The following is a 23,431-nucleotide window of genomic DNA, read 5'->3' as shown; positions in this document are numbered from 1 at the left end:
TTATATGCTTTACTCTTACTTTATACGTATGAGATTTAAAGACATTATATTGATACAAAAATATTAAATATCGATGCGTAAAAATCCTTATCTTTCTGATGGTTAAGTTTTTGAAGATCTTTCTATCCGAGGCTTAATTGCTAATCCATACCTGGTTATGAAAACACTGTTATCTATACTACTTTTTCTAGTTAGCTTCAATCTTGGAGCAAGTATCATTCAAACTAATGGTAAGCCAATTGATTTAAAAGTCGAACATCTTACAAATCCAATAGGAATTGATGCTATGAACCCGAGATTTTCGTGGAAAATACAAGACAATAGAAACGGTGCTATTCAGAAGGCTTATCAAATATTAGTTAGCATAGATTCAAGCGCTTTGACTCAAGGTATTGCTGATTATTGGGATAGTGGGAAAATAAACCAATCCGCTATATTAGTTTCATATTCAGGCAAAAAATTAGAGGCTCTAACACACTACTATTGGAAAGTTATAGTTTGGGATAAAGACCAAGTAGCTCACAGTTCAGAAATCGCTTCATTTGAAAAAGGAATGATGGGAATGAACAACTGGAAGGGAAGCTGGATTAGTGATCACAAAGATATTCATCATCGACCTGCGCCTTATTTTAGAAAGGAATTTTCAACGAGTAAAAAGATTAAATCTGCTCGGGCATATATAGCTGTAGCTGGATTGTATGAACTGTCAATCAATGGAAAGCGTGTAGGAGATCATTTTTTAGATCCAATGTATACGCGATTTGACAGAAGAACATTGTATGTGACGCATGATGTTACGGCTCATCTACAATCTGGAAAAAATGCTGTTGGGGTAGTATTAGGAAATGGATGGTATAATCATCAACCTTTGGCGGTTTGGGATTTTCACCAAGCACCTTGGCGTGGAAGACCTACTTTTGCTATGGATCTGCGTATTCAATATGAAGATGGTACAATAGAAACATTAGTTACCGAACGTGATTGGAAAACTTCCTCTGGTCCGATTATTTCTAATAGTATTTATACAGGAGAACATTATGACGCACGGCTTGAACAGAAAGGTTGGGATCTGCCGGACTTCGATGATTCGAAATGGGAAGGAGTTCGGTACAGAAGTGTGCCTTCTGGTAATATAGTAGCCCAACAAATAGCCCCTATTCGATTGGTAAAAGAATATAAACCTATAAGCTTTAGAAAAATTGATGTTTTTACATACATCTACGATATGGGGCAAAATATGGCTGGGGTCACCAAAATAAAAGTAAAGGGTAAATCAGGAACAGAGCTTCATATAACGCATAGTGAGCGTCTTGATAAAAATGGTCGTTTGGACCTTTCTAATATAGATGTCTACTATTTAGGTGATAAAGAAAAAGATCCTTTCCAGACTGACATCTTAATACTAAGCGGTACTAAAGAAGATGAATTTATGCCCAAGTTTAATTACAAAGGTTTTAGGTATGTTGAGGTTACCAGTAGCGAGCCTATAGAAATCGATGAATCCAGTCTTACTGCTTATTTTGTCCATAGTGATGTTCTTCCCAAAGGAAATGTAAATACTTCTTATTCGCTTATAAATGATCTTTGGCGCATCACCAATAATGCCTATTTATCCAATTTAATGGGTTATCCTACTGATTGTCCACAGCGTGAAAAGAATGGTTGGACAGGAGATGGACATTTGGCTATAGAAACAGCTCTTTACAACTACGATGGTATTACAGTTTATGAAAAATGGTTAGCTGATCACCGTGATGAACAGCAACCAAATGGCGTATTGCCTGATATTATTCCAACAGGTGGTTGGGGATACGGTGCTGCTAACGGTTTGGATTGGACCAGTACCATTGCTATTATTCCATGGGAAATTTATCAGTTTTATGGGGATAGTAAGTTGTTGCAAGATTGTTATGAGAATATTAAGCGATATGTAGATTATGTAGAAGGAATAAGTGTGAAAGGCTTAACAACCTTTGGACGCGGTGATTGGGTGCCTGTAAAGTCCACTTCTAATTTAGAACTAACTTCTTCGGTTTATTTTTATGTAGATGCTAAGATTTTGGCAGAAGCAGCTAAATTATTTGATAAGGAGGAAGATTATCAACGTTATTATGCCTTATCTGAGAAGATCAAAAAGGCTATAAATGACAAATTCTTAAATAGACAAACAGGTGTCTATGCATCTGGAACACAGACAGAATTGAGTGTGCCATTACACTGGGGCGTAGTACCTGTTGACATGATTAGTAAAGTTGCTGCTAATCTCAATAGAAAGGTAGTTGAAACGAATTTCCATTTGGATGTTGGGGTATTAGGAGCAAAGGCATTACTTAACGCTTTAAACAATAATGGTTATAGTGAATCCGCTTATAAAGTTGCGGTACAAAATACCTATCCTTCGTGGGGATGGTGGGCTGTTAATGGAGCGACTACCTTGTTAGAAAATTGGGATTTAGATGCCAAAAGAGATATTTCGGACAACCACATGATGTTTGGTGAAATAGGAGGGTGGTTCTTTAAATCTATTGGTGGTATTCTTCCAGATCCTACGCAACCAGGATTTAAACATATTTTATTGAAACCTATTTTTCCAAAAGGATTAGAACATTCGAAAGTGTTTCATGAGTCGCCTTATGGGAAGATTATTTCTAATTGGAGGAAAAACAAAAAATCTATTACTTACGATATCACCATTCCTGCCAATTCATCTGCAACTTTTTATGCACCCAATAATATAGAAGGTGAAAGAGAAATTAAGTTGGAAGCTGGAATGCATCAATTGAAATTAAAGTTGAAATAAATTTTTAAACTACATTAAAATTTATTTTTTTTTGTTTTACTTAAAACAATTTTCTATATAGTTTGTGTTGTGTATAGGTAATTGTACTTCTCTAGTACAATTAACCACACTAACTAATTATTTGTTATGAGTAAAAAACAGACCAACCAAGCTGTCAAAACGAAGTATTTGTTTTTGGCAACAATAGATGTCACATCCCTACACCTTGCATACATCCGTAGTTTTCTTGCTATGTACGAGATGATGTATGTTGAAGTTGCTGGAACTTTTTTAATAAGTTGTGATAATAAATTTCGAGATGATTTTGATAAAGAATTAAAGTCAGAAGGCATTAATTATCTTCTTGTATTTGTTAATCGGAAATCAGGATCGAAAGCTCTGGTAAATGGGCTTTCTGATCATGATTTTGAAAAAATTAAAGAGATTGTAGAAGAAAATTAATTGGCTATGAAAAAGTTACTTTTGGTAATTGTGTTTATCTCCAGTATTTTGAATACCAAAGCACAAGGCGTTCTTCGGAATGTCTATCCAATTGGAGAGAGTGCTAATGTCGGCTATAAGACGAGCATGGTTCCGGAGATAGAAAAAATATTGTTTGAGGCGAATCCAATAGTTCGATTGGCATTCTTTAATACTATACAGGAAGATTTAGAAAACGATAAGAATAAAACTTCGGCCTTATATCTTCATTTCAAGCCACAAATACGGATGTATCATGACAATAGCAAACCTGTGCGTATGCCTTCATACCATATTGGAATCGCTTATCAGCAACTTCGACGACTGAAGTCTATAAATAATGCTTTTGTAGCTTTAGCTGTTGAATCTGGACATTATTCAAATGGTCAGGATCGAAGTGCTTTTGATCCTAATTTGGCAGATGGTACTCCGGAAGCAGAAGCCTTATATGATAAGATAAATAAGGATTCCGACTTATCTGCTATGATTAATCGTTACAGTGGGAATTTCTCCACTAATTTTACGGAATTAAATGTCAAATACATACAGGCTTTGGGCGAATTGACGGGTAATAATAGGCCTAAATCTTCTTTCTCTGTACAATTTGGATACAATCGTTTTCATGATCGAATATTGTGGATACTTCCCGATATTGGAGGTTACACAGAAAATGACATCAAAATATATGGAAAAAATCGCTTCAAATTGGGTGGTGATTTTATGAAGATGTTTAATAAAGATGAAGATGAAATGTCAGATTGGAGTTTTGATCGTTATCAAGTAGCTTTAAATTTCAATTTAATCCATAAACCTCATTCATATGTTAATCCTTTCCGGACAGATTTAACAGGGACAGTGTATTTCCACAATAATCTCGGTTTATATGTTTCTGGAATATATGGTCACGATAATTACAATTATCGCTTCGTGGATAGCGGATTCCAATTGTTTACCGGGCTTGTTTTCGATCCATTTCCAAGAATTCAATGGAAGCGGTAGTGTTTCCTCTGTAATTATGTAATTGTTATGGAATCTGATTACGGATGGCATCATCTATTTAATCAATTCTATAAAATATGAGAATATTAATTTTAGTATTATTTATTCCTCTACTATTATCATGTAATATGGATAATAAATCGATTACAAATAATGATAGTCATGTTTCAGATCTTCAATTTTATTTTTCAACAGGAAATGAATTTATACGTTTAATTTCAAAAGATAGTTCAATGATTTTGTATGAATTTCATGCAAATGTAGGTCTTATTAGAAAATGTGTTTTAAACCCAGTAGGCAAAGAGATTCCTAACTGTGAAATTTATATTTCCGATAATTTATTACTGAAGGATTATGTAGTACACGATAGGCTAGTAGAAAATCTAAGCGAAATTATACAGTATCATAACAATAATAGTGAGCGGATAGATTCATTAAAATTTTGGCAAGCAGTATCAGTCTTTTTGGATACAGTTACTATTGTTTTACCAAAAGATAAATTTTTGGTGGATCAAACATATTCATCTTCAAGTGTAGATCAAAGTCTTGTAATAGATGCCATAAATTTCACTAGAAATACAGCAATCCACAAGTCGGGGATTCCCAAGTTATTTTTTGATGTAATTATAGATAGGAATGGGGCAGTAAGATCTGTTGAGTATAATTCTTGGGGAAAAGATGTATATAAAGACCTTATCGTTGAGATTAAAAGAATCTTACTTACAAAGTCAACGAAGCCATATAAAATACTCGGATATCCTATAAATGTGAAAATGACTGTTGGTGTCGTAATTCGTAATGGAGTTTATTTATCAAAGGAAAGTAGACAAATCTTAAAATGACAAAAGCCTTGCTTATCATCTAAGCAAGGCTTTTCTATATCTAAATTTAGTACTTAATACTAAAATTATGCTCCTAATTGTACGCGTTTGAAAGCAGTAACAGTTAATCCTTTAGATACTGAATCTAAGAATTGAGCGATATTTTTAGAAGAATCTTTAACGAACTCTTGGTTCAATAAAGTAGTATCTTTGAAGAATTTGTTCAATTTACCTTGAGCAATTTTCTCAGCCATTTCAGCTGGTTTACCTTCAGCGATGATTTGTTCTTTAGCGATAGCGATTTCACGCTCGATAGTGTGTTGATCAACACCATCTTTATCGATAGCGATTGGGTTCATCGCAGCGATTTGCATTGCTACGTCTTTACCAGCTTCTTCAGCACCTTCTACAGCAGCAGAAAGACCTACTAATACACCTAAACGGTAATTACCGTGAATGTAAGCAACAACTTTCTCACCAGTTACGATTTCGTATTTAGAAACATCGATTTTCTCACCGATAACACCAGTTTGCTCGATTAATGCTTCTGAAATTACTTTACCATCAACTGTTAAAGCTTTTAATTCTTCTAAAGAAGCAGGAGTGCTAGTTAAAGCTACTTCAGCGATTTTGTCAGCGAAAGCTACGAAATCAGCGTTTTTAGCTACGAAGTCAGTTTCACAGTTTACTTCTACTACGATACCAGTTTTACCATCAGCTGAAGCTTTAGCGATGATAACACCTTCGTTAGAATCACGGTCTTGACGGCTAGCAGCTACTTTAGCACCTTTTTTACGTAAGTAGTCAACAGCAGCTTCGAAGTCTCCGTTAGATTCTACTAAAGCTTTTTTACAATCCATCATACCTGCGCCTGTTTGTTGACGCAATTTGTTTACATCTGATGCAGAAATTTGTACTGACATGATATTTTCTTTTTTAATAAAATTACAATGTTGTCATTAACAAAGCGATGAGCTATTGTTAAGTTTTTTGGTTCTTTTTAACAAAAAAACCGGAAAGACGTGCGTGGGTAAGGAAGCAAACTTCCAGAAACCTACACTTGTCTATCCGGCTTTATATATAGAATATTATTCTACGTCTTTTGCTTTACGAGTGCGTTTTCCTGAAGTTGCATCAGCATCTCCATTATCTACTGCAGCTTTAGCAGCAGCAGCTTCTTTTTCCGCATCTTCTTCTTTGTCGCGTTTACGCTCCTCTAAACCTTCTACGATCGCTTGACCTATGATACCAGCGATAAGGCTAATAGATTTAGTAGCATCATCATTAGCTGGGATAGGGAAGTCGATGTTAGTAGGATCAGAGTTTGTATCTACCATTGCAAAAGTAGGGATGTTCAATTTGATAGCTTCAGCCACAGCGATGTGTTCTTTTTTCACATCGATGATGAATAAAGCAGCTGGCAAACGGTTTAAGTCAGCGATACCACCCAAAAGTGCTTCTAACTTAACGCGCTCACGTTGAATCATCAATTTTTCTTTTTTAGATAATACATCGAATGTACCATCTTTTTGCATTTTGTCAATGTTAGACATTTTTTTGATAGACTTACGAACTGTTGCGAAGTTTGTAAGCATACCACCTAACCAACGTTCAGTAACGTAAGGCATGTTAACAGCCTTAGCTTGTTGAGCGATGATTTCTTTAGCTTGTTTTTTCGTAGCTACGAATAAAACTTTGCGACCCGATTTTACGATTTGTTTGATAGCTGAAGCAGCTTCTTCTAATTTCGTAAGAGTTTTGTTCAAGTCAATGATGTGGATACCGTTGCGTTCCATGAAAATGTACTTAGCCATTTTCGGATCCCATTTACGAGTAAGGTGACCGAAGTGAACACCTGCATCCAATAAATCTTGATAAGTAGTTCTTGCCATTTTGTGTTCCTCCTTTGATTAACGTTTACTGAATTGGAATCTTCTACGTGCTTTACGACGTCCTGGTTTTTTACGCTCAACCATACGGTCATCACGAGTCATTAAACCTTTAGCACGTAAAGCTGGTTTTACTTCTGGGTTAAGCTCTACTAATGCTTTAGCGATTGCTAAACGCACAGCTTCTGCTTGACCTTTAACTCCACCACCTTGAACGTTAACTTTCACATCAAAATTTGCTAATGACTCCGCTACTAATAAAGATTGAGTAGCGATGTATTGCAATGGCAATGTTGGGAAATATTCTTTGTAGTCTTTACCGTTTACGGTAATGTTTCCGCTACCTGCTCCTAAGTAGATACGAGCAACAGCAGTTTTTCTTCTTCCTGAAGTGTTAGTTGTTGACATGTTTGTTCTCCTTAAAATTTAACTGGTTTTGGATTTTGCGCTTCGTGTTTGTGCTCAGTACCAGCATAAACAAAAAGGTTTTTGAATAACTGACGACCTAAACGGTTTTTAGGTAACATACCACGTACCGCTTTTTCGATGATGCGCTCAGGGTGTTTAGCCAATAATTCTTTTGGAGATACAAATCTTTGACCACCTGGGTAGCCTGTATAGCGAACATATGTTTTGTCGCCTAATTTGTTTCCAGTCAACTTAACCTTGTCTGCATTAATAACGATCACGTTATCTCCGCAGTCTACGTGTGGGGTAAATGTTGGCTTGTGTTTTCCACGAATTACTTTTGCAATTTCGCTTGCCAAGCGTCCCAAGATCTCGCCTTCAGCGTCAACAACGATCCATTCTTTGTTAACGGTGTTTTTGTTGGCAGAGACAGTTTTGTAACTTAACGTATTCACTTGCTTTTATTTAATTAATTAATAATGTTTTAATGATTGTAATCACTACAATCGGACTGCAAAGGTAATAATTTTATTTTCAATTATAAAACATCTTTACACTAAAATATTTTTTAACTTTTTTTAAGTTTTTAGCATTTAAACTTATAGTTTAGAATTTACTCTTTTGTAAGACTAGAATGCTACATTAGTATGTTTAGCGAGAACACGATGAATTTTTATTATTTTATGATGAATAAACAATTAATATATAGCTTTCGAAAATACTTGATGCTGCTTGTTTGCATTTGTACAACATTAATAGTACAGGCACAGACGGAGTCAGAAGTAGCATATCGTGAAGAATTAAAAGCGGTAGAAGCAAAATTAAGAGAAGGTAGATTTCAAGAAGGATTACAACTATTAGATGATATTACAGCTAAATATCCTGAGGTAGCTGATATTTATTATGCAAAATCTTTGATTCTTGGGCAGAGGGGAAACTATGATGAAGCGGTGCAAAATGCGGCATTAGCGTATGATAAAAGTAAACATATGTTTTACGCAAATCATCTTTTAGAGTTATATAAATCAAAAAAAGATCTGGCTAAAGGAATTGAATTACTTCAAGACTTAAAAGTGAAATATCCTGAACACGAAGGTTTGAACCGTGAATTGTTGATTTTATATGCGGAAAATAAACAATTGGATCAAGCACAGAAATTATATGGGAAATTAACCTCAGCGAATCCCTCAGATACTTTGCATTTGGTCATGTCGGAAGTATATATTAATTCGAAAGACTTTACTTCTGCTAAGAAAATATTAACAAAGTTAGATGGTAAGACAATGATTCCTGATGTGTACGGTTATTTAGGTTATATACATGCTAATGAAAATAAACCTAAAGAAGCATTAGCGGTTATCGAACGCGGAATCAAACGTACTAATGATAAAAGCCTTTATCTGGACTTGGCGGACACTTATAAAAACATGGGGAAGACAGAGCCTATGTATACAGCTTTAAAGATAGCTTTCGATGCTTCTGAAGTTGTTTTTTGGGATAAATATAAGTTTATAATGGGACTGATGAATGAAGAGCAAATATTGTCTGATGACAAGATGCAACTCTTAGCTAATTCATTAGTAGCGCGTCATCCCGATATATTAGAAGGACAGATTTTGAAAGGTGAGTTGCTTTGGAAAGGTGGAAATGCTGCTGAAGCGAGATCGGTGTTTTTAAATGTAGTTTCTTCTAATCCACGTTATATCAATGCTTGGCGATTAGTCATCAATACAGATTTAGGATTAGGACAGGCAGATGAAGCAATCAAACATGGCTTAGAAGGTTTAAAATATAATCCTAATAATCCTCAATTATTGTATTTCACCAGTTTAGGATTTGCTGGAAAGCAAGATTACGAGTCGAGTAAGGGTATGCTCGAAACAGCTTTAAACTATTCTGAAAATGAAAATAATTATTTGCGCTCATTGATTTATGGCTCATTAGGTGATTTATACCATGAATTAAAAATGGAAAACATGTCTGATGCAGCGTACGATGAAGCTATAGCTTTAGATAGTCTGAACGTGTCGGCTTTGAATAATTATGCTTATTATTTGGCGGTACGCAAAAAGGATTTGGAAAAAGCTGCTGATTTTTCTAAAAGATCAATTGAAATTGAACCTAATTCTGCAACATATATGGATACCTATGCTTGGGTTTTATTCCAACAAGGAGAATACCAAGAAGCGTTGAAATGGATAGAAGAAGCGGTAAAATTAAATAAAACATCTGCTGTATTGTTAGAACATTATGGTGATATTTTGAGTAAGTTGAATCGTGAAAAGGATGCTCTTGTACAATGGCAAAAAGCATTAGATATAGAGATTAAATCCGAATCAAAAGGAAGTTTTGCGAAGATTCAACAAAAGATAAAAGAGAAAAAATATGTGGAATAAAATATTAACTATAACATTGGGATTGGCGATTTTGACTAGTTGTGGGACACGCAAACAGACAGCTAAATTGCCTTCTGATACAGCGGTAAATACAGTTAACTCTTCTGATAAAAATGCAGATTATCTCATCAATAATTTGGATTATCATAGCTTCTCGGGAAGAGCTAAAGCAAGGGTAGAATTAGGCGATGAAAATCAGGATGTCACGATGCATGTGCGTATTCAGCGTAATAAAGCAATATGGATTTCCGTGACAGCTACATTTTTGAATGTGGAAGGAGTACGCGTTCTAATAACACCTGACAGTGTTAAGATTATGAATAAATTACAAGGTGAATACATTGCGAAACCTTTCAATTATATTCATCGCTATACTGGTGCTGGTGTGACTTTTGGGGTTTTACAAGATTTGCTTATTGCAAATGTGTCTTCGGATTTGTTGCGCACAGATAAATTGACCGTTGCTCAGGCGACGGAAGATGTGCAGATCGTAGGCGTGAGAGATGATGTTTCATTTCAATACAGCTTGAATAACAAATATCGTCCGAAAGTAATTCGCCTGACGCCTGTAGGAAGTAGCAATAGTTTAGAAGCTTATTACAGTTCTTTCAATGACGTAACAGGTTATAATTTTCCGCAAAATCAAAATATAAAACTTAATACTTCGAATATTAATGTTACTGCTGTGTTGAATTACAATAAAATTGATTTTAATCAAGAATTGGAAATGCCTTTTACGGTACCTGCTAAATATAAAGTTTTGGATTAATGACGTGTTAAATAAATCTTTTTATTAGGCAAGTCAGTTAGATATCACTATTTTTGGAAGTTGTACAAATACGAGAAAGCTGAGCTCATTTTCATGAATTTTAGACAAATACTATTAAGCATATTTTTTATTTTCTTTTGTAGCCAACTGTCATTTGGTCAAAGCAGTGCGCAATTAAAGAAGCAATTAGAAAAAATCAATTCCGAAATTGCTAGTTTGAACAAAGAATTATTGGCTAAGACTAAGGAAAAACTATTGTCACAGAAAGAAGTGACAGCTTTAAGCAAACAGTTAAACCTGAGGGAAGAAAAAATTACGGTAATCAGCAGAACGGTTAATAGTCTGACTTATCAAATTAATCAAAATACTAAGTCTGTAAATGAACTAAAAGCCGAATTGGAGAAAATGCGTAAAGATTATGAAAAAATGATCATGTTCGCTTTTCGTAACAAAAATGGATACAACAAAATGATGTTCATTTTTGCTTCTAAGGATTTCAACCAAGCTTTCAAACGTATTAAATATTTGCAACAGTTCTCCGACGCGCGTAAAACCAAAGCTGCCGAGATCGAAAAAGTGAAGAAAGATATTGAGCTGAAGATTGCGCAGATGGAAGCGGATAGAAATACTCAACGTGTTCTATTGGCGGATCAACAAAAAGAAAGGGATATCATTCGTAAAGACCGCTCACAGCATCAATCGCAGCTGAATAGCATTGTGAAGCAAGAGCGTTCATTCAAAAGTCAATTGACTAAAAAGCAGCAAGAGAAGAAAAAGATGGAAGCTATGATACGTGCTGCAATCAATAGAGAAATAGCTGAACAAAGACGTAGAGAAGAGGCAGAGCGTAAACGCCTTGCGGAAGCTGAAGCTAAACGTACTGGTAAATCAGTGGCTGAAGTAGAAAAAGCAACACCTAAGAAAACGGATAGTGAGATTCTACGCTCTACACCAGAAGCTGCACGTTTGTCTGCCGATTTCAAATCAAATAGAGGACGTCTACCGTGGCCGGTTGCTCAAGGAACTATTATCCGTAATTACGGTTTGTCTTCAAACGAAGGCGTAACAACATCAGAGCCTGATATTACCATCAGGACTACCGAAGGTGCAGCGGTGAAAGCTGTATTTGACGGAGAGGTTATTACATCATTACCAGAAGTTATTGTTATTAAACACGGGGAGTATTTTACATTCTATTCAAATTTAGGCTCTGTCTCGGTAAGACGTGGTCAGAAGGTAAGTCGTGGTCAGACTATTGGTACCGCAGGACGTGATTTAGAGAGCGGTGTACCGATTGTAAGTTTCGGTATTTCACAAGGAGCTAACGATTTTAACCCAGCACCTTGGTTAGCAAGATAGTTACATTAGGATAACAATTAATTCTATATATTTGTAAAATAGAGATTTGATAAGTAATTAAAGAAAGAACATAAAATGTATACATCTAATTTATTATTCATAGGAACACAAGAAATCATCATTATCGTGATTTTAGTTCTTTTATTATTTGGGGGTAAAAAAATTCCTGAACTAATGCGCGGTCTTGGTAGAGGTGTGAAAGAATTTAAGGATGGACAACGCGAAGATCCAGCTGACAAAACAAACGAAAAAACAAATAATCAATAAAAAATAATAGCAAAGATTACATTTCGAGAAAAATGTAATCTTTGTGTTTTTGCCAATATTGGCTAAATATTGCCAACTAGTATCCAAAAACTAGCACAATATGAAAAAATCATTATACACCGTATTATTAACTACCATAATCAGTGTACACATAACTAAAGCTCAAACCGCTTACAAGGATCTTATCGGAGACGATTATTATAATCAAACAACTTTTGCGACCTCGATGGATGAGCATAAAGCCTTATTAGTTGAATTAGATTCTATTAAGAAAAATGTAGATGTCAAAGTGGATGTATCCATAGAGGATGCAAATACATTACGTCGCATGAAAGCTTCTGTAAAGACTATTCCCTTAGATTACAATTCTCAAGTAAAATTCTTTATTGACAAATACGTGTCTTCGAATTATAGACCTTATATGAATCGTATGCTTGGTTTAAGCAAGCACTATTTTAAGGTCTATGATCAGATATTAGGCGAGATGGGTATTCCTGAAGAAGTGAAGTATTTATCTTTAGTGGAGTCTTCATTGAACCCTCATTTGGTTTCGTCTGCAGGGGCTGTAGGGCCGTGGCAGTTCATTTATACCACGGCGCGCATTTATGATCTGGATATGAATTCGCATATAGATGAACGTAAGGATATTTATTCCGCTACTTATGCTGTTTCCAAATATTTGAAAGAATCCTACAATCAATTCAATGATTGGTTATTGGCATTAGCATCCTATAACTGCGGTCGTGGCTGTGTGCAACGCGCTATTCAACGTTCGGGTATGACAAATCCTACATTTTGGGAATTGTCACCTTATTTACCAAAAGAAACCCAAAACTATATCCCAAAATATGTAGCAATGACCTATGTACTGAGTAATGCGTCAACTTTGGGTATTGAGCCAGCGAAGACGGAATTGGATTTTGAAACTAGGGTGGTTATGGTGGATAAAGCTGTAAATATGCGACATATTGCAGAAGCTGTTAATGTGGAAGTTTCCCATATTAAACATTACAATCCAGCATATAAAAAAGATGTCATTAATGGTACAGTAGATAAGCCAAAACGGTTGTTTATTCCAGTTACTCCTCAACTGAATGATAGTTTATTGTATGTAGCATTACATGCGCCATCTTCTATTCAATTGGCAATCAAAGAGGAACCTGAAATGCAATTAGCTAATGTTTCTCAAAAGTACAAAGTACGTAAAGGTGAAACATTGTCAAGTTTGTCCAAGAAATTTGGTGTAACTGTCCAGAATTTAAAGGCGTGGAATGGTTTAAAAAACAACAGTTTGGTTGTTGGTCGCTCTTTGGTAGTCGCTCAACCCATTAATTCTACTTTAGCGAAGAATGTATCTAAAAGCATAGTGAAAACGGAAAAATCACGTACTGCCTATTATGTGGTGCAAAAAGGTGATTCTTTGGATCGCATAGCTAGAAAATTTGAAGGGAGTACAGTCTCTAAGATAAAAGAAGATAATGCTTTGAAAAATTCGGTAATTAAACCAGGAATGAAGCTAAAAATAAGAAAGGGTTAATCGTTGTTGATTAACCCTTTCTTAATTTATTATGCTAACCATGCAGCATCTTCTTGTTTATCGAATTCTTCTAAATACACTTCTACATTTTCTTTCAAAATAGTCGAAAGCTTCTGACCATAGAAATCGCTGTGTACAGGGAATTGTGGGTGACTGCGATCAATCAATACTGCAGTGCGCATTTTCTTTAATGGTACATTTATGAAAGCGCCCAAAGCATAAGCTAACGTTCTTCCGCTATTCAATACATCGTCTACGACAATTACAGCCTTGTCTTTAGCGGTTTCAATAGGTAAGTCTGTGGAAGCTTCTAATGATCTTTTTACTTTATTAATTGAGACTTTTACCAATTCAATCTCTTTGTCTGGAGCGAAGCCTTGTAGGATTTTTTGTAGGCGTTGAGCAAATACATATCCTCTATCTGCAATACCGACCAATACAATATGACTTTCGTCGAAATTATCTTCTAAGATTTGATAAGCAATACGCTTTGACTTTTGAAGTATTTGTTCTTTATTAAGTATAAGGGTTCTTTTTGTTGACATAAATTCAAATCTGATGGAACAAAAATAAATAAAAAGTCCGAATGCGTAGTATCATTCGGACTTTCTAATATAGTTAATTTTTGCTAATTATTTATCTTCTTTAAAAGATGACGCATCAGCAGTCATAGTGTGCGAATCTTCTGGTTTTGGGCGTCCGCCATTATAATAATAACGTTTCCAATACGCTTCGTTAAGATTACTTACCATTACGCCTTTACTTGAAGAGGCGTGCGCAAATTTATCATCACCAAGATATACACCTACGTGTGTAATGTTTTTGCTTCTGATTTTGAAAAATACCAAATCTCCTGCTTGTAAATCTTTACGGCTAACAGGTGTTACGTTAGCATATTGATTTCTGCTGTTAAAACCAATGGTTGTATTAAATACATTTTCGTAAACTGCAAGGGAGAATTTAGAACAGTCAATTCCTCTTTTAGAGTCACCACCTAATCTGTAAGGTGTGCCTAACCAATCATATACAAATTGATAAAGTTTTGTATTAGTTGTAGCATTTACCGCTACGCCCATGATTTGCGAGAAATACTCTTTAGCAAGGTTATCTTGCTCATTGTTCTTTTTGGTAGTTTGTGCTTGCGACACTAGACAAAAGCCTATAAATAGCATTGACGCTATTAGTTTTTTTGTGTTCATTAAATCGCTTTTTTTTATTTACAACTTTCCTTCGATCTACTCTTTTCCAGGGAGCAGATAATACGAAGATAATAGATACGTGCGTACTATCCAAACAAATTTAAGTATTTTTAACAGTTTCTTAACACTTTTTAAGATATAAGTACCTGGTATAGAGTATAAATACGCAAAGATAGATGCGCTTCTATCGATTGTAACAGCGGTTTTTGTGATTTTTTTAAAATAAATTTGATTTTAATGTCAAAATAATTCTATCTTAGACGCAGATTTAAAAAATATGAAAATTAATAACTCAATTATTTCAACAATTATTATTACTACGGGGGGATATTCTCGGAGGAAGTAACTTGTGTGTACAATTGAGTGTAAATATAAAGAAGCCTTCCTCCGAAAGAGAGGAGGGCTTTTTTTGTTGGTAGACTATTATAACAAACTAAACATATATTAAATAAACCCAATGAAAGTTCTAAAATTTGGCGGAACATCTGTAGGAACAGTAGAAAGTATCAAATCTGTATTAGAGATTGTAAAGTCTTCTTATGAAAAGGGAGAAAAGCCTTTGGTGGTATTATCAGCAATGTCTGGAGTGACCAACTTATTGACAAAAATGGCTGAAAATGCTGCTGACCGCAAATCTTTCACCGAAGACATTAAATTGTTAGAGGAAAAGCACTTCGAAGTTGTAAAACAACTTATTGCAATTAAGTATCAAAATCCAGTTTTCACCAAACTGAAGTTGATGCTTAATGAGTTAGAAGAAATTTTGCAAGGTGTTTATGCGTTGAAGGAGTTAAGCTTGCAAAGTAAAGATTTGATTATTTCATTTGGTGAGCGCTTCTCCAACTATATGGTTTCTAAAATCATGGAACAATACATTCCCGAAGCTATATACGTAGATGCATCACATTATGTGAAAACAGATTCAAATTTTGGAAATGCGCATTTGAATGAAGAATTAACCAATTCGTTGATCAATTCTTTGAATCATTCGCATGCAGATAAATTGATGTTTGTGACGGGTTTCATTGGATCAAATGAAGCTGGTCGTGTGACTACCTTAGGCCGTGGAGGTTCGGATTATACTGCTGCAATTTTTGGATCGGTATTGAATGCTTCGGTAATCGAGATATGGACCGATGTAAATGGTATGTTGACGGCGGATCCACGGATAGTGAAAAAAGCATTCTCTCTGCCTGTATTATCTTATACAGAGGCGATGGAATTGTCCTATTTCGGCGCGAAAGTAATCTACCCACCGACGATGATCCCGGCATTTTTGAAACGTATTCCTATTGCGATTCGCAATACTTTTGAACCAGAATTTCCAGGTACGATTATTCAGTTCGAATCAGATTGTACACAATATCCAATTAAAGGTATTTCGTCCATCTCTGATATTTCTATCATCAATCTTTCAGGTTCTGGAATGATTGGCAAATCAGGATTTTCAGGCCGTTTATTTACTTTATTAGCTCGCGAGCAGATCAATGTGGTGTTAATAACGCAGTCTTCATCCGAACATAGTATTACGTTTGCAGTAAATCCTAGCGATGCAGAAAGAGCACTGAAGTTGATTTCTTCGGAATTCGAATTGGAATTGGAAGCCAATAAATTGGTAATGCCAGAAGTAGAAACGAATCTTTCGGTATTGGCAATCGTAGGTGAAAATATGAAACGTACACCTGGTATGTCAGGACGTTTGTTCGCTGCGTTAGGACGTAATGGTATTAATGTACGCGCAATAGCACAAGGTTCTTCTGAATTCAACATCTCCGTAATTATCTCAAAAGATGATTTGGCTAAAGCCTTGAATGCAGTTCATGATGCTTTCTTTGCAGAATTGAAAAAAACGCTGCACGTATTTAACTTGGGTACTGGTAATATCGGCTCTACTTTATTTAGACAGCTGGCTGAGCAGCATGATTTCTTATCAGAGAAAAATGATTTAGAAATCAAAGTTGTTGGTGTTGCTAATTCCCGTAAAATGTATTTTGATGCCAATGGAATTGATTTGGATTCTTGGGCTCAAGCATTGGATAGCAAAGGTCAGGTGGCGGATTTGTCTAGCTTTGTTGAGATCATGAAAAACATGAACTTGCCAAATGCAGTCTTCATAGATAATACAGCCAGCAAATTACCTGCTACCTATTATGTGGATATTTTCAAATCTAATATTTCTATTGTCACTTGTAATAAAATTGCCAATTCGGGTGAATATGCTAACTATAAATTGTTGCGCGACACAGCACGTAAACACGGTGTAGATTTCTTCTACGAAACTAATGTTGGAGCAGGTTTACCAATAGTACGTGTATTGAAAGATTTGATGTTGAGTGGTGACAGAATCATAAAAATAGAAGCTATCCTTTCTGGTACGATTTCTTATATCTTTAACAATTTCGTAGGAGATGCTTCTTTCTATGATGTAGTAAAAAATGCACAAGCTTTAGGCTATACAGAACCAGATCCTCGCGATGATTTGGGAGGTGTAGATTTTATGCGTAAGATGCTTATCTTAGCTCGTGATGCAGGGCATGTGATTGAAGCTTCTGATGTTGATTTGGGTGCTATCTTACCAGAATCATGTTTGCAGGCCGCTTCAGTAGATGAATTCTATACGGAATTGTTAAAAGCTGACCAATATTTCAATGACCTAAAAGATAAAGCAGCTTCAGAAAATAAAGTAATTCGTTACATTGGTAAATTGGAGGATGGAAAAGTTTCTATCTCTATGCAAATGGTAGATGAGACACATCCATTCTATGCGTTGTCGGGAAGTGATAATATTATCTCATTCACAACAGAACGCTATAAAGAACGCCCATTAGTAGTAAAAGGTCCTGGAGCTGGTGCGGAAGTAACCGCAGGAGGTGTGTTTGCTGATTTGGTAAACGTAGGAGCAAAATAAGTGGAAAGAACTAAAACAGATAATATGCCTGTTTATCAACATAATTTAAAGGACAAAAAGATAGATTTTAATACAATCTTAGATAAGGTTCGCGTATTTGCACCTGCAACAGTAGCTAATATGATATGCGGCTTCGATATATTAGGGTTTGCGGTTGATGAACCTGGTGACGAAGTTAAAATGTACCGTGTCGCCGAACCTGGTGTTCGTATTCGTTCCATAGTTGGGGACGGAGGCAGATTGCCGCTTGATGCTGATCGAAATACGGTAAGCGCTTGCGTGAAAATGCTATTGAATGATTTGGGTATTTTGCAGGATATAGGGGTAGAAATTGAATTAATCAAGCATATGCCCATTGGTTCGGGATTAGGTTCGAGTTCAGCGAGTACGGTGGCGGGTTTGTTTGCAATAAATGCTTTGCTTAACAATCCACTGACTAAGGATGAGTTAATGCCATACTGTGTGGAAGGGGAACGATTGGCTTGTGGGCATGGACATGCTGACAATGTAGCTCCTGCTTTGATGGGAGGTATTACATTAGTTCGTGGCGGTGCGGATTTGGATATTGTAAAAATTCCTGTTCCTAAGGAACTCTATGCTGGTATTGTCTTTCCACAAGTAGATGTGCCTACACGTGATGCGCGTCAGTTGATTAAGGAGAAAGTTCTTTTGAAAGATGCGGTAACCCAATGGGGAAATATTGCCGGTTTGATAGCTGGTTTATTTCAAGAAGATTATGATTTAATCAGCAGAAGTATGCAGGACGTTATTATTGAACCTTCTCGCGCTATTTTGATTCCGGAATTTTATGCAATGAAAGAAATAGCTTTAGCACATGGCGCCTTGAGTTTTGGTATTTCGGGTTCAGGACCATCGGTTGTAGCGGTTTCGAAAGGGCCAGAAGTAGCGGAATTGGTAACTACGAAAATCCAAGATCATCTTTCTGCAAATGGCATCGAAAGCTTTAAATATGTTTCGGCTGTCAATGTAGAAGGTCCAAAAGTATTATCCTTTAATGACTAACAAATTATGAAACTATATAGTACAAATAATAAAGATTTACGTGTATCTTTTCAGGATGCGGTATTCAATTCCTTGCCTCAGGACAAAGGCTTATATATGCCAGAGGTTATCCCAAATTTAGATCCCTTATTTATCAAAAATATTCAGCAATATTCTTTGCAAGAAATTGCGTTGACAGTAGCTTCTGCTTTGATTGGCGATGATATACCGAAAGAAGATTTAAAGAAAATCGTCGAAGATGCCATCAATTTTGATGCCCCTGTGAAATTCTTAGATGCTGAGACTGGAGTTTTGGAATTATTTCACGGACCTTCTTATGCATTCAAAGATTTTGGAGCGCGTTTTATGAGCCGTGTGATGGGTTATTTCTCCAAACAAGGTGATAAATTGTTGGATGTGTTGGTTGCTACTTCGGGTGATACAGGTGGTGCGGTTGCTTTAGGTTTCTTAAGCGTGGAAGGCACTCGCGTGACGATTTTGTATCCCAAAGGAAAGGTCTCTAAAGTACAAGAAGAGCAATTGACAACTAATGGTCAAAATATCCGTGCGTTAGAGGTGGATGGAACTTTTGATGACTGTCAAGCTTTGGTAAAGCAAGCTTTTAACGATGCCTCGTTGAATGCTGAATTGCGATTGACTTCAGCTAATTCTATCAATATTGCGCGTTTGATTCCTCAGACTTTCTATTACTTTTGGGCATATGCACAGTTAAAAGCACAAGGTGTCAACGAAGTTGTGTTTACTGTTCCTAGCGGAAACTTTGGTAATATCGGGGCTGGTTTATTAGCCTACAAAATGGGCTTGCCTGTAAAACATTTTGTCGCAGGAACGAATGTCAATGATACTGTTCCTCGCTTCTTACAGTCGGGAGCTTACGAACCAAAACCTTCTGTTCAGACTTTAGCAAATGCAATGGATGTAGGAAATCCAAGCAATTGGGTACGTATTCAAGATTTATTTGATAATGAATTAGACAAATTGCGTAGCATTATTTCTTCATTTACATATACAGATGAAGAAACTCAGGTTGCTATGCGTGAATTGTTCGAGAAATACAATTATGTAGCATGCCCACACACAGCAATTGCGTATTTAGCAGCTCAAGCATACAAAGCTGAAAATCCAGGAGAATATGCTTCGGTATTTTTATCAACAGCACATCCATGCAAATTCCCTGATGGCATTGATGCAGATATTTTTGAAAAAGTTACTTATCCAGCAGGAGCTGAAGAATTGGCAGGAAAGCCAAAATTAGCAGATCCTTTAGCAGTTAGCTACGAAGATTTTAAAGAATATTTATTGAAGAATAAATAAAAATTAAAATATTTAATTTATAAACGCCCCTTTTGAAACAAAAGGGGCGTTTTTATTATAGAGTAAGATTTAATTTATAATATTTTTAATAAAAATACTAGATTAGCAAAGTAAACACTACCAACTTAATCTTATGAAGAGTATTTTTTTTATTAGGAGTGGGTTTAAGCCCATTCTGGGAGAAGTTCCATTAGGACTTTCAATGTGTGGACTGTTTTTGATGTCTACTTTGAATGTTCATGCTAACCAAACCAATTCACCCTTATCAAACTTATCTAAATATCATATTTCTCAACAGCAACTAGTAGTAAAAGGGGTTGTATTAGATGTTCATGGTAATGTAATTGCTGGTGTTTCTATTGAAGTAAAAGGTAAAAGTGGCAAGACTTTAACATCTGTACTCGGGGAATTCAGTATAAACGCTGCAATTGGCGACGAACTTATTATCTCACATTTATCTTATGAGCCTAAAATAATAAAGGTGTCAAACAATACCAATCTTCAAATTATATTACAATCTATAGATAATTTAATTGAAGAAGTGACAATAACGGGGTATACTGATTATTCAAAAGGTAAAAGCCCAAGTGCAGCATCACTCGTTAAGGCTGATGATATTAATCAAGTTCCAATGAGTTCTTTAGATCAGATACTTCAGGGAAAGGTAGCAGGAATGAGTGTTATTTCAAGTTCAGGACAACCAGGTCAAAGTGCTGCTGTGGTTATTCGTGGAATAGGTTCTATTAGTGGTTCTACGACACCATTATATATTATGGATGGCGTTCCTATTGAAGGAGGTTATTTTCAAACCATTAATCCGCAAGATATAGAATCCGTGAACGTATTAAAGGATGCCTCTGCAAAAGCCTTATATGGTTCTAGAGGATCAAATGGTGTTATTATTATTACGACCAAAAAAGGTAAGCAAGGTCGTCTAGCGATAAATTATAGCTCTCAATACGGAACATCAAAGCTTACACGTCCTAATTTTGAGATGATGGATGGTCGTGAACGTCTTAGATTCGAAGAAGAGGTTGGATTAGAAACTGGAAAAGATATAGGTCCAGGATGGAGATTTTCTTCACGAAATCCATATTATAATACGCAGTCAGCGAGCTGGCAACAAAATGCGGATAGGACATTGGATAGTTTACGCAATGTGAATACAGATTGGCGAGATTTATTTTTTCAAAATGCCAATTTCATGGAGCAACAAGTAAACTTAAGTGGTGGAAATGAAAATGTGCAAACCTACAATGCGTTGAGTTATTGGAAAGAGGAGGGTATTGTCCGTGAAACGGGTATGGATCGTTATACTTTGCGTAGCAATACGAATATGAATTACGGAAAGTTCTCAGCGGCATTCAACTTGAACTTGGGATATTCTAACTCTAGATTTACGTATAATGAGGGCGGAACAAGCGTTGGAACGCCAATGGCTTCTGTCTATTATGGTCTACCTTATGAGTATCCTTATACTGCAGATGGGGCATTTCATGCGACTAATGAAGAAATTACTTTCTTGGATTCGCGGGAAGGAAGTCGAGGATTAGACGTTTTGTTTGGTACGTCTGATAAAACTCAACAAATTAAAGCCATTATAGGTTTTAACATGGCTTATGCTATTACACCCAGTTTGAAAATAAGTACTCGTGCTGGTCTTGATTTGAGAAATTCAGCAGATCAGGTATATATCAATCCGTCATCCTATATAGGTAGTCGTCAATCTGGACAGAAAGGAGCTTTCGGAGAAGGATATAGACGTAATTTTAATTTTGTATCTACATCTGGGTTGACTTACAAAAAAGAAATCGAAGCTCATGATTTTGAACTTTCGGGATTCTTCGAATATCTTTTTGACAACTATAGAGCATTTAGCTACCGCGGTTTTGGACTAGATGATAGACTCCCTGAAACACCAGCTGCTATCACCGTAAGTACAACATTCCTACCAACATTAAGTGGAAGTCGTAGTGCAAGTGCTTTGATGTCTTACATTGGCGCTGCGCGTTATACCTATGCCAATAAATATACTTTTACAGGTAGTTACCGCTATGACGGAGCTTCGCTTTCATCTGTCCCAGACAAAAATCGCTGGCATGGTTTCTATTCATTGGGAGCAATGTGGGATGTAAAGCGTGAAGAATTCCTTCAATCGTCAAGCCTCATTTCAGATTTAAGAATCAGAGCAAGTTTCGGGCAAACAGCAAGTCCATTTGGAAGTAGTTTTGCGTACTTGCCTACTTACGGCGTAACTACAAGTTATGGTGGTCAGCAAGGTATTCGTCCGAATAATATTGGTAATCCAGACTTCGATTGGGAATATGTGGATGAATTCAATACTGGATTTGATTTGTCATTATTCGAAAGTAGAAGAATAAATATTGAATTTGACTGGTACAATCGTATTACAAAAAATATGTTTATCGATCAACCATTATCAGCAACCTCTGGTGCGTCGTCTGCATTATTGAGTACGGGTAAAATGAGAAATCGTGGTGTTGAATTAAAAATCTCAGCTGACATTATCAAAAAAGAGGAATTCACATGGACTGTAGGTGTTAATGGTGGATATAATAACAATCAAATCTTACGCGTAACTGATATTACGGACGAATTGCCTGATGGTGATACGCGTATTATAAAAGTCGGATTACCTTACGGAACGTATTATGCTCCACAATGGGCTGGTGTGAATCCTGAAACTGGAGAAGCGCAGTATTACAATCGAGATGGCTCTATTTCAACAGTATATAATGAGGAAGAGCAGGCGGTGCCATTAAACGCGAGTCTCTATCCTAAACTTACTGGAGGTATATCTACATCTTTCAATTGGAAAAATTTAACACTTAGTGGTTTGCTATCATTCGTGTCTGATGTGCAACGATGGAATAATATTGATTTTTACAATGAAAATCAGGCCTATATGACCAGCAATCAGAGCAAACGAATGCTTTATGATAGATGGAAGAAGCCAGGAGATATAGCCACACTTCAGCGTATAGATATTCCAAGGAATTTTACTTCCAAGGATATTCAGGATGCAGCATTTATGCGTTTACGTAATTTGAAATTGAATTACACTATACCAGGGACAGTATTTAGACAAACTGTATTTAGATCAGCAGCCATATTTGCACAAGGAGAGAATTTATTCACATTGACTAATTGGCGCGGTTTGGATCCTGAAAACAATCGTCAATATGGACGTTTTGAATATCCAAATGCACGTAAGTATACGATTGGTATTAATGTTAACTTCTAAGCTAGGCACACTCTAATA

General features: G+C 36.0%; 19 protein-coding genes. 13 read left to right on the top strand and 6 right to left on the bottom strand.

The window, feature by feature from the left end:
* Positions 1 to 157 precede the first annotated feature (157 nt).
* The 4 genes from G5B32_RS11695 to G5B32_RS11680 all read left to right on the top strand — a co-directional run bounded on the left by G5B32_RS11695 (position 158) and on the right by G5B32_RS11680 (position 5,100).
* A complete protein-coding gene (locus tag G5B32_RS11695) occupies positions 158 to 2,800 on the top strand; it encodes an alpha-L-rhamnosidase (protein WP_165291713.1) in 2,643 nt (880 codons plus the stop codon).
* Between the two features lie 126 nt (positions 2,801 to 2,926).
* Positions 2,927 to 3,241: a hypothetical protein gene (locus G5B32_RS11690; protein ID WP_165291712.1), complete on the top strand. Its 315-nt coding sequence runs from the start codon at positions 2,927 to 2,929 to the stop codon at positions 3,239 to 3,241.
* Positions 3,242 to 3,247: 6 nt separating this feature from the next.
* Entirely contained in the window at positions 3,248 to 4,258 is a 1,011-nt protein-coding gene (locus G5B32_RS11685; protein ID WP_165291711.1) for a hypothetical protein, read from the top strand.
* Positions 4,259 to 4,335: 77 nt separating this feature from the next.
* Complete coding sequence (locus G5B32_RS11680) at positions 4,336 to 5,100, top strand: hypothetical protein (RefSeq protein WP_165291710.1); 765 nt, start codon at positions 4,336 to 4,338, stop codon at positions 5,098 to 5,100.
* 65 nt (positions 5,101 to 5,165) lie between these two features.
* Here the strand turns inward: G5B32_RS11680 and tsf are convergent, their stop codons facing one another.
* The 4 genes from tsf to rplM form a co-directional block, all read right to left on the bottom strand.
* The gene (tsf, locus tag G5B32_RS11675; protein WP_165291709.1) at positions 5,166 to 6,002 is read right to left on the bottom strand and encodes a translation elongation factor Ts; all 837 of its coding nucleotides are present in this window, start codon (positions 6,000 to 6,002) and stop codon (positions 5,166 to 5,168) included.
* A 165-nt stretch (positions 6,003 to 6,167) separates the two neighbouring features.
* Entirely contained in the window at positions 6,168 to 6,971 is an 804-nt protein-coding gene (rpsB, locus tag G5B32_RS11670; RefSeq protein ID WP_165291708.1) for a 30S ribosomal protein S2, read from the bottom strand.
* Between the two features lie 18 nt (positions 6,972 to 6,989).
* Entirely contained in the window at positions 6,990 to 7,376 is a 387-nt protein-coding gene (gene rpsI / locus G5B32_RS11665) for a 30S ribosomal protein S9 (RefSeq protein WP_165291707.1), read from the bottom strand.
* Positions 7,377 to 7,387: 11 nt separating this feature from the next.
* Positions 7,388 to 7,831, bottom strand: coding sequence for a 50S ribosomal protein L13 (gene rplM / locus G5B32_RS11660; protein ID WP_132777065.1), 444 nt, complete (start codon positions 7,829 to 7,831; stop codon positions 7,388 to 7,390).
* A 210-nt stretch (positions 7,832 to 8,041) separates the two neighbouring features.
* Here rplM and G5B32_RS11655 point away from each other — a divergent pair, with 210 nt between their 5' ends.
* The 5 genes from G5B32_RS11655 to G5B32_RS11635 all read left to right on the top strand — a co-directional run bounded on the left by G5B32_RS11655 (position 8,042) and on the right by G5B32_RS11635 (position 13,704).
* Positions 8,042 to 9,772, top strand: coding sequence for a tetratricopeptide repeat protein (locus G5B32_RS11655; RefSeq protein ID WP_165291706.1), 1,731 nt, complete (start codon positions 8,042 to 8,044; stop codon positions 9,770 to 9,772).
* A complete protein-coding gene (locus tag G5B32_RS11650) occupies positions 9,762 to 10,541 on the top strand; it encodes a DUF4292 domain-containing protein (RefSeq protein WP_165291705.1) in 780 nt (259 codons plus the stop codon). Before G5B32_RS11655 ends, G5B32_RS11650 begins: the two co-directional genes overlap by 11 nt.
* A 93-nt stretch (positions 10,542 to 10,634) precedes the next feature.
* Entirely contained in the window at positions 10,635 to 11,900 is a 1,266-nt protein-coding gene (locus tag G5B32_RS11645) for a murein hydrolase activator EnvC family protein (RefSeq protein WP_165291704.1), read from the top strand.
* A gap of 75 nt (positions 11,901 to 11,975) precedes the next feature.
* Positions 11,976 to 12,167, top strand: coding sequence for a twin-arginine translocase TatA/TatE family subunit (locus tag G5B32_RS11640; RefSeq protein ID WP_165291703.1), 192 nt, complete (start codon positions 11,976 to 11,978; stop codon positions 12,165 to 12,167).
* A gap of 100 nt (positions 12,168 to 12,267) precedes the next feature.
* The gene (locus tag G5B32_RS11635) at positions 12,268 to 13,704 is read left to right on the top strand and encodes a LysM peptidoglycan-binding domain-containing protein (protein WP_165291702.1); all 1,437 of its coding nucleotides are present in this window, start codon (positions 12,268 to 12,270) and stop codon (positions 13,702 to 13,704) included.
* 29 nt (positions 13,705 to 13,733) lie between these two features.
* Here the strand turns inward: G5B32_RS11635 and G5B32_RS11630 are convergent, their stop codons facing one another.
* Positions 13,734 to 14,249, bottom strand: coding sequence for a phosphoribosyltransferase family protein (locus G5B32_RS11630; RefSeq protein WP_165291701.1), 516 nt, complete (start codon positions 14,247 to 14,249; stop codon positions 13,734 to 13,736).
* An 87-nt stretch (positions 14,250 to 14,336) separates the two neighbouring features.
* Positions 14,337 to 14,903 (bottom strand): C40 family peptidase, encoded by a 567-nt coding sequence (locus G5B32_RS11625; protein WP_165291700.1) that lies wholly within the window; start codon positions 14,901 to 14,903, stop codon positions 14,337 to 14,339.
* Between the two features lie 457 nt (positions 14,904 to 15,360).
* Between G5B32_RS11625 and thrA the strand changes: the two genes are divergently transcribed.
* From thrA to G5B32_RS11605, 4 genes are all read left to right on the top strand, one after another.
* The gene (gene thrA, locus G5B32_RS11620; protein ID WP_165291699.1) at positions 15,361 to 17,811 is read left to right on the top strand and encodes a bifunctional aspartate kinase/homoserine dehydrogenase I; all 2,451 of its coding nucleotides are present in this window, start codon (positions 15,361 to 15,363) and stop codon (positions 17,809 to 17,811) included.
* Between the two features lie 24 nt (positions 17,812 to 17,835).
* A complete protein-coding gene (locus G5B32_RS11615) occupies positions 17,836 to 18,834 on the top strand; it encodes a homoserine kinase (protein ID WP_165291714.1) in 999 nt (332 codons plus the stop codon).
* 6 nt (positions 18,835 to 18,840) lie between these two features.
* Complete coding sequence (thrC, locus tag G5B32_RS11610) at positions 18,841 to 20,148, top strand: threonine synthase (RefSeq protein ID WP_165291698.1); 1,308 nt, start codon at positions 18,841 to 18,843, stop codon at positions 20,146 to 20,148.
* Between the two features lie 133 nt (positions 20,149 to 20,281).
* Positions 20,282 to 23,413 carry a SusC/RagA family TonB-linked outer membrane protein gene (locus tag G5B32_RS11605; protein WP_165291697.1) on the top strand — a complete coding sequence of 1,044 codons (3,132 nt, stop codon included), beginning with the start codon at positions 20,282 to 20,284 and terminating at the stop codon, positions 23,411 to 23,413.
* Positions 23,414 to 23,431 lie beyond the last annotated feature (18 nt).

Origin of the sequence: Sphingobacterium sp. SGL-16, from assembly GCF_011043515.1 — a bacterium.
GTDB lineage: Bacteria > Bacteroidota > Bacteroidia > Sphingobacteriales > Sphingobacteriaceae > Sphingobacterium > Sphingobacterium litopenaei.
The sequence above is the reverse complement of the archived record's forward strand: the minus strand, read 5'-3'. Positions and strand labels throughout refer to the sequence as shown.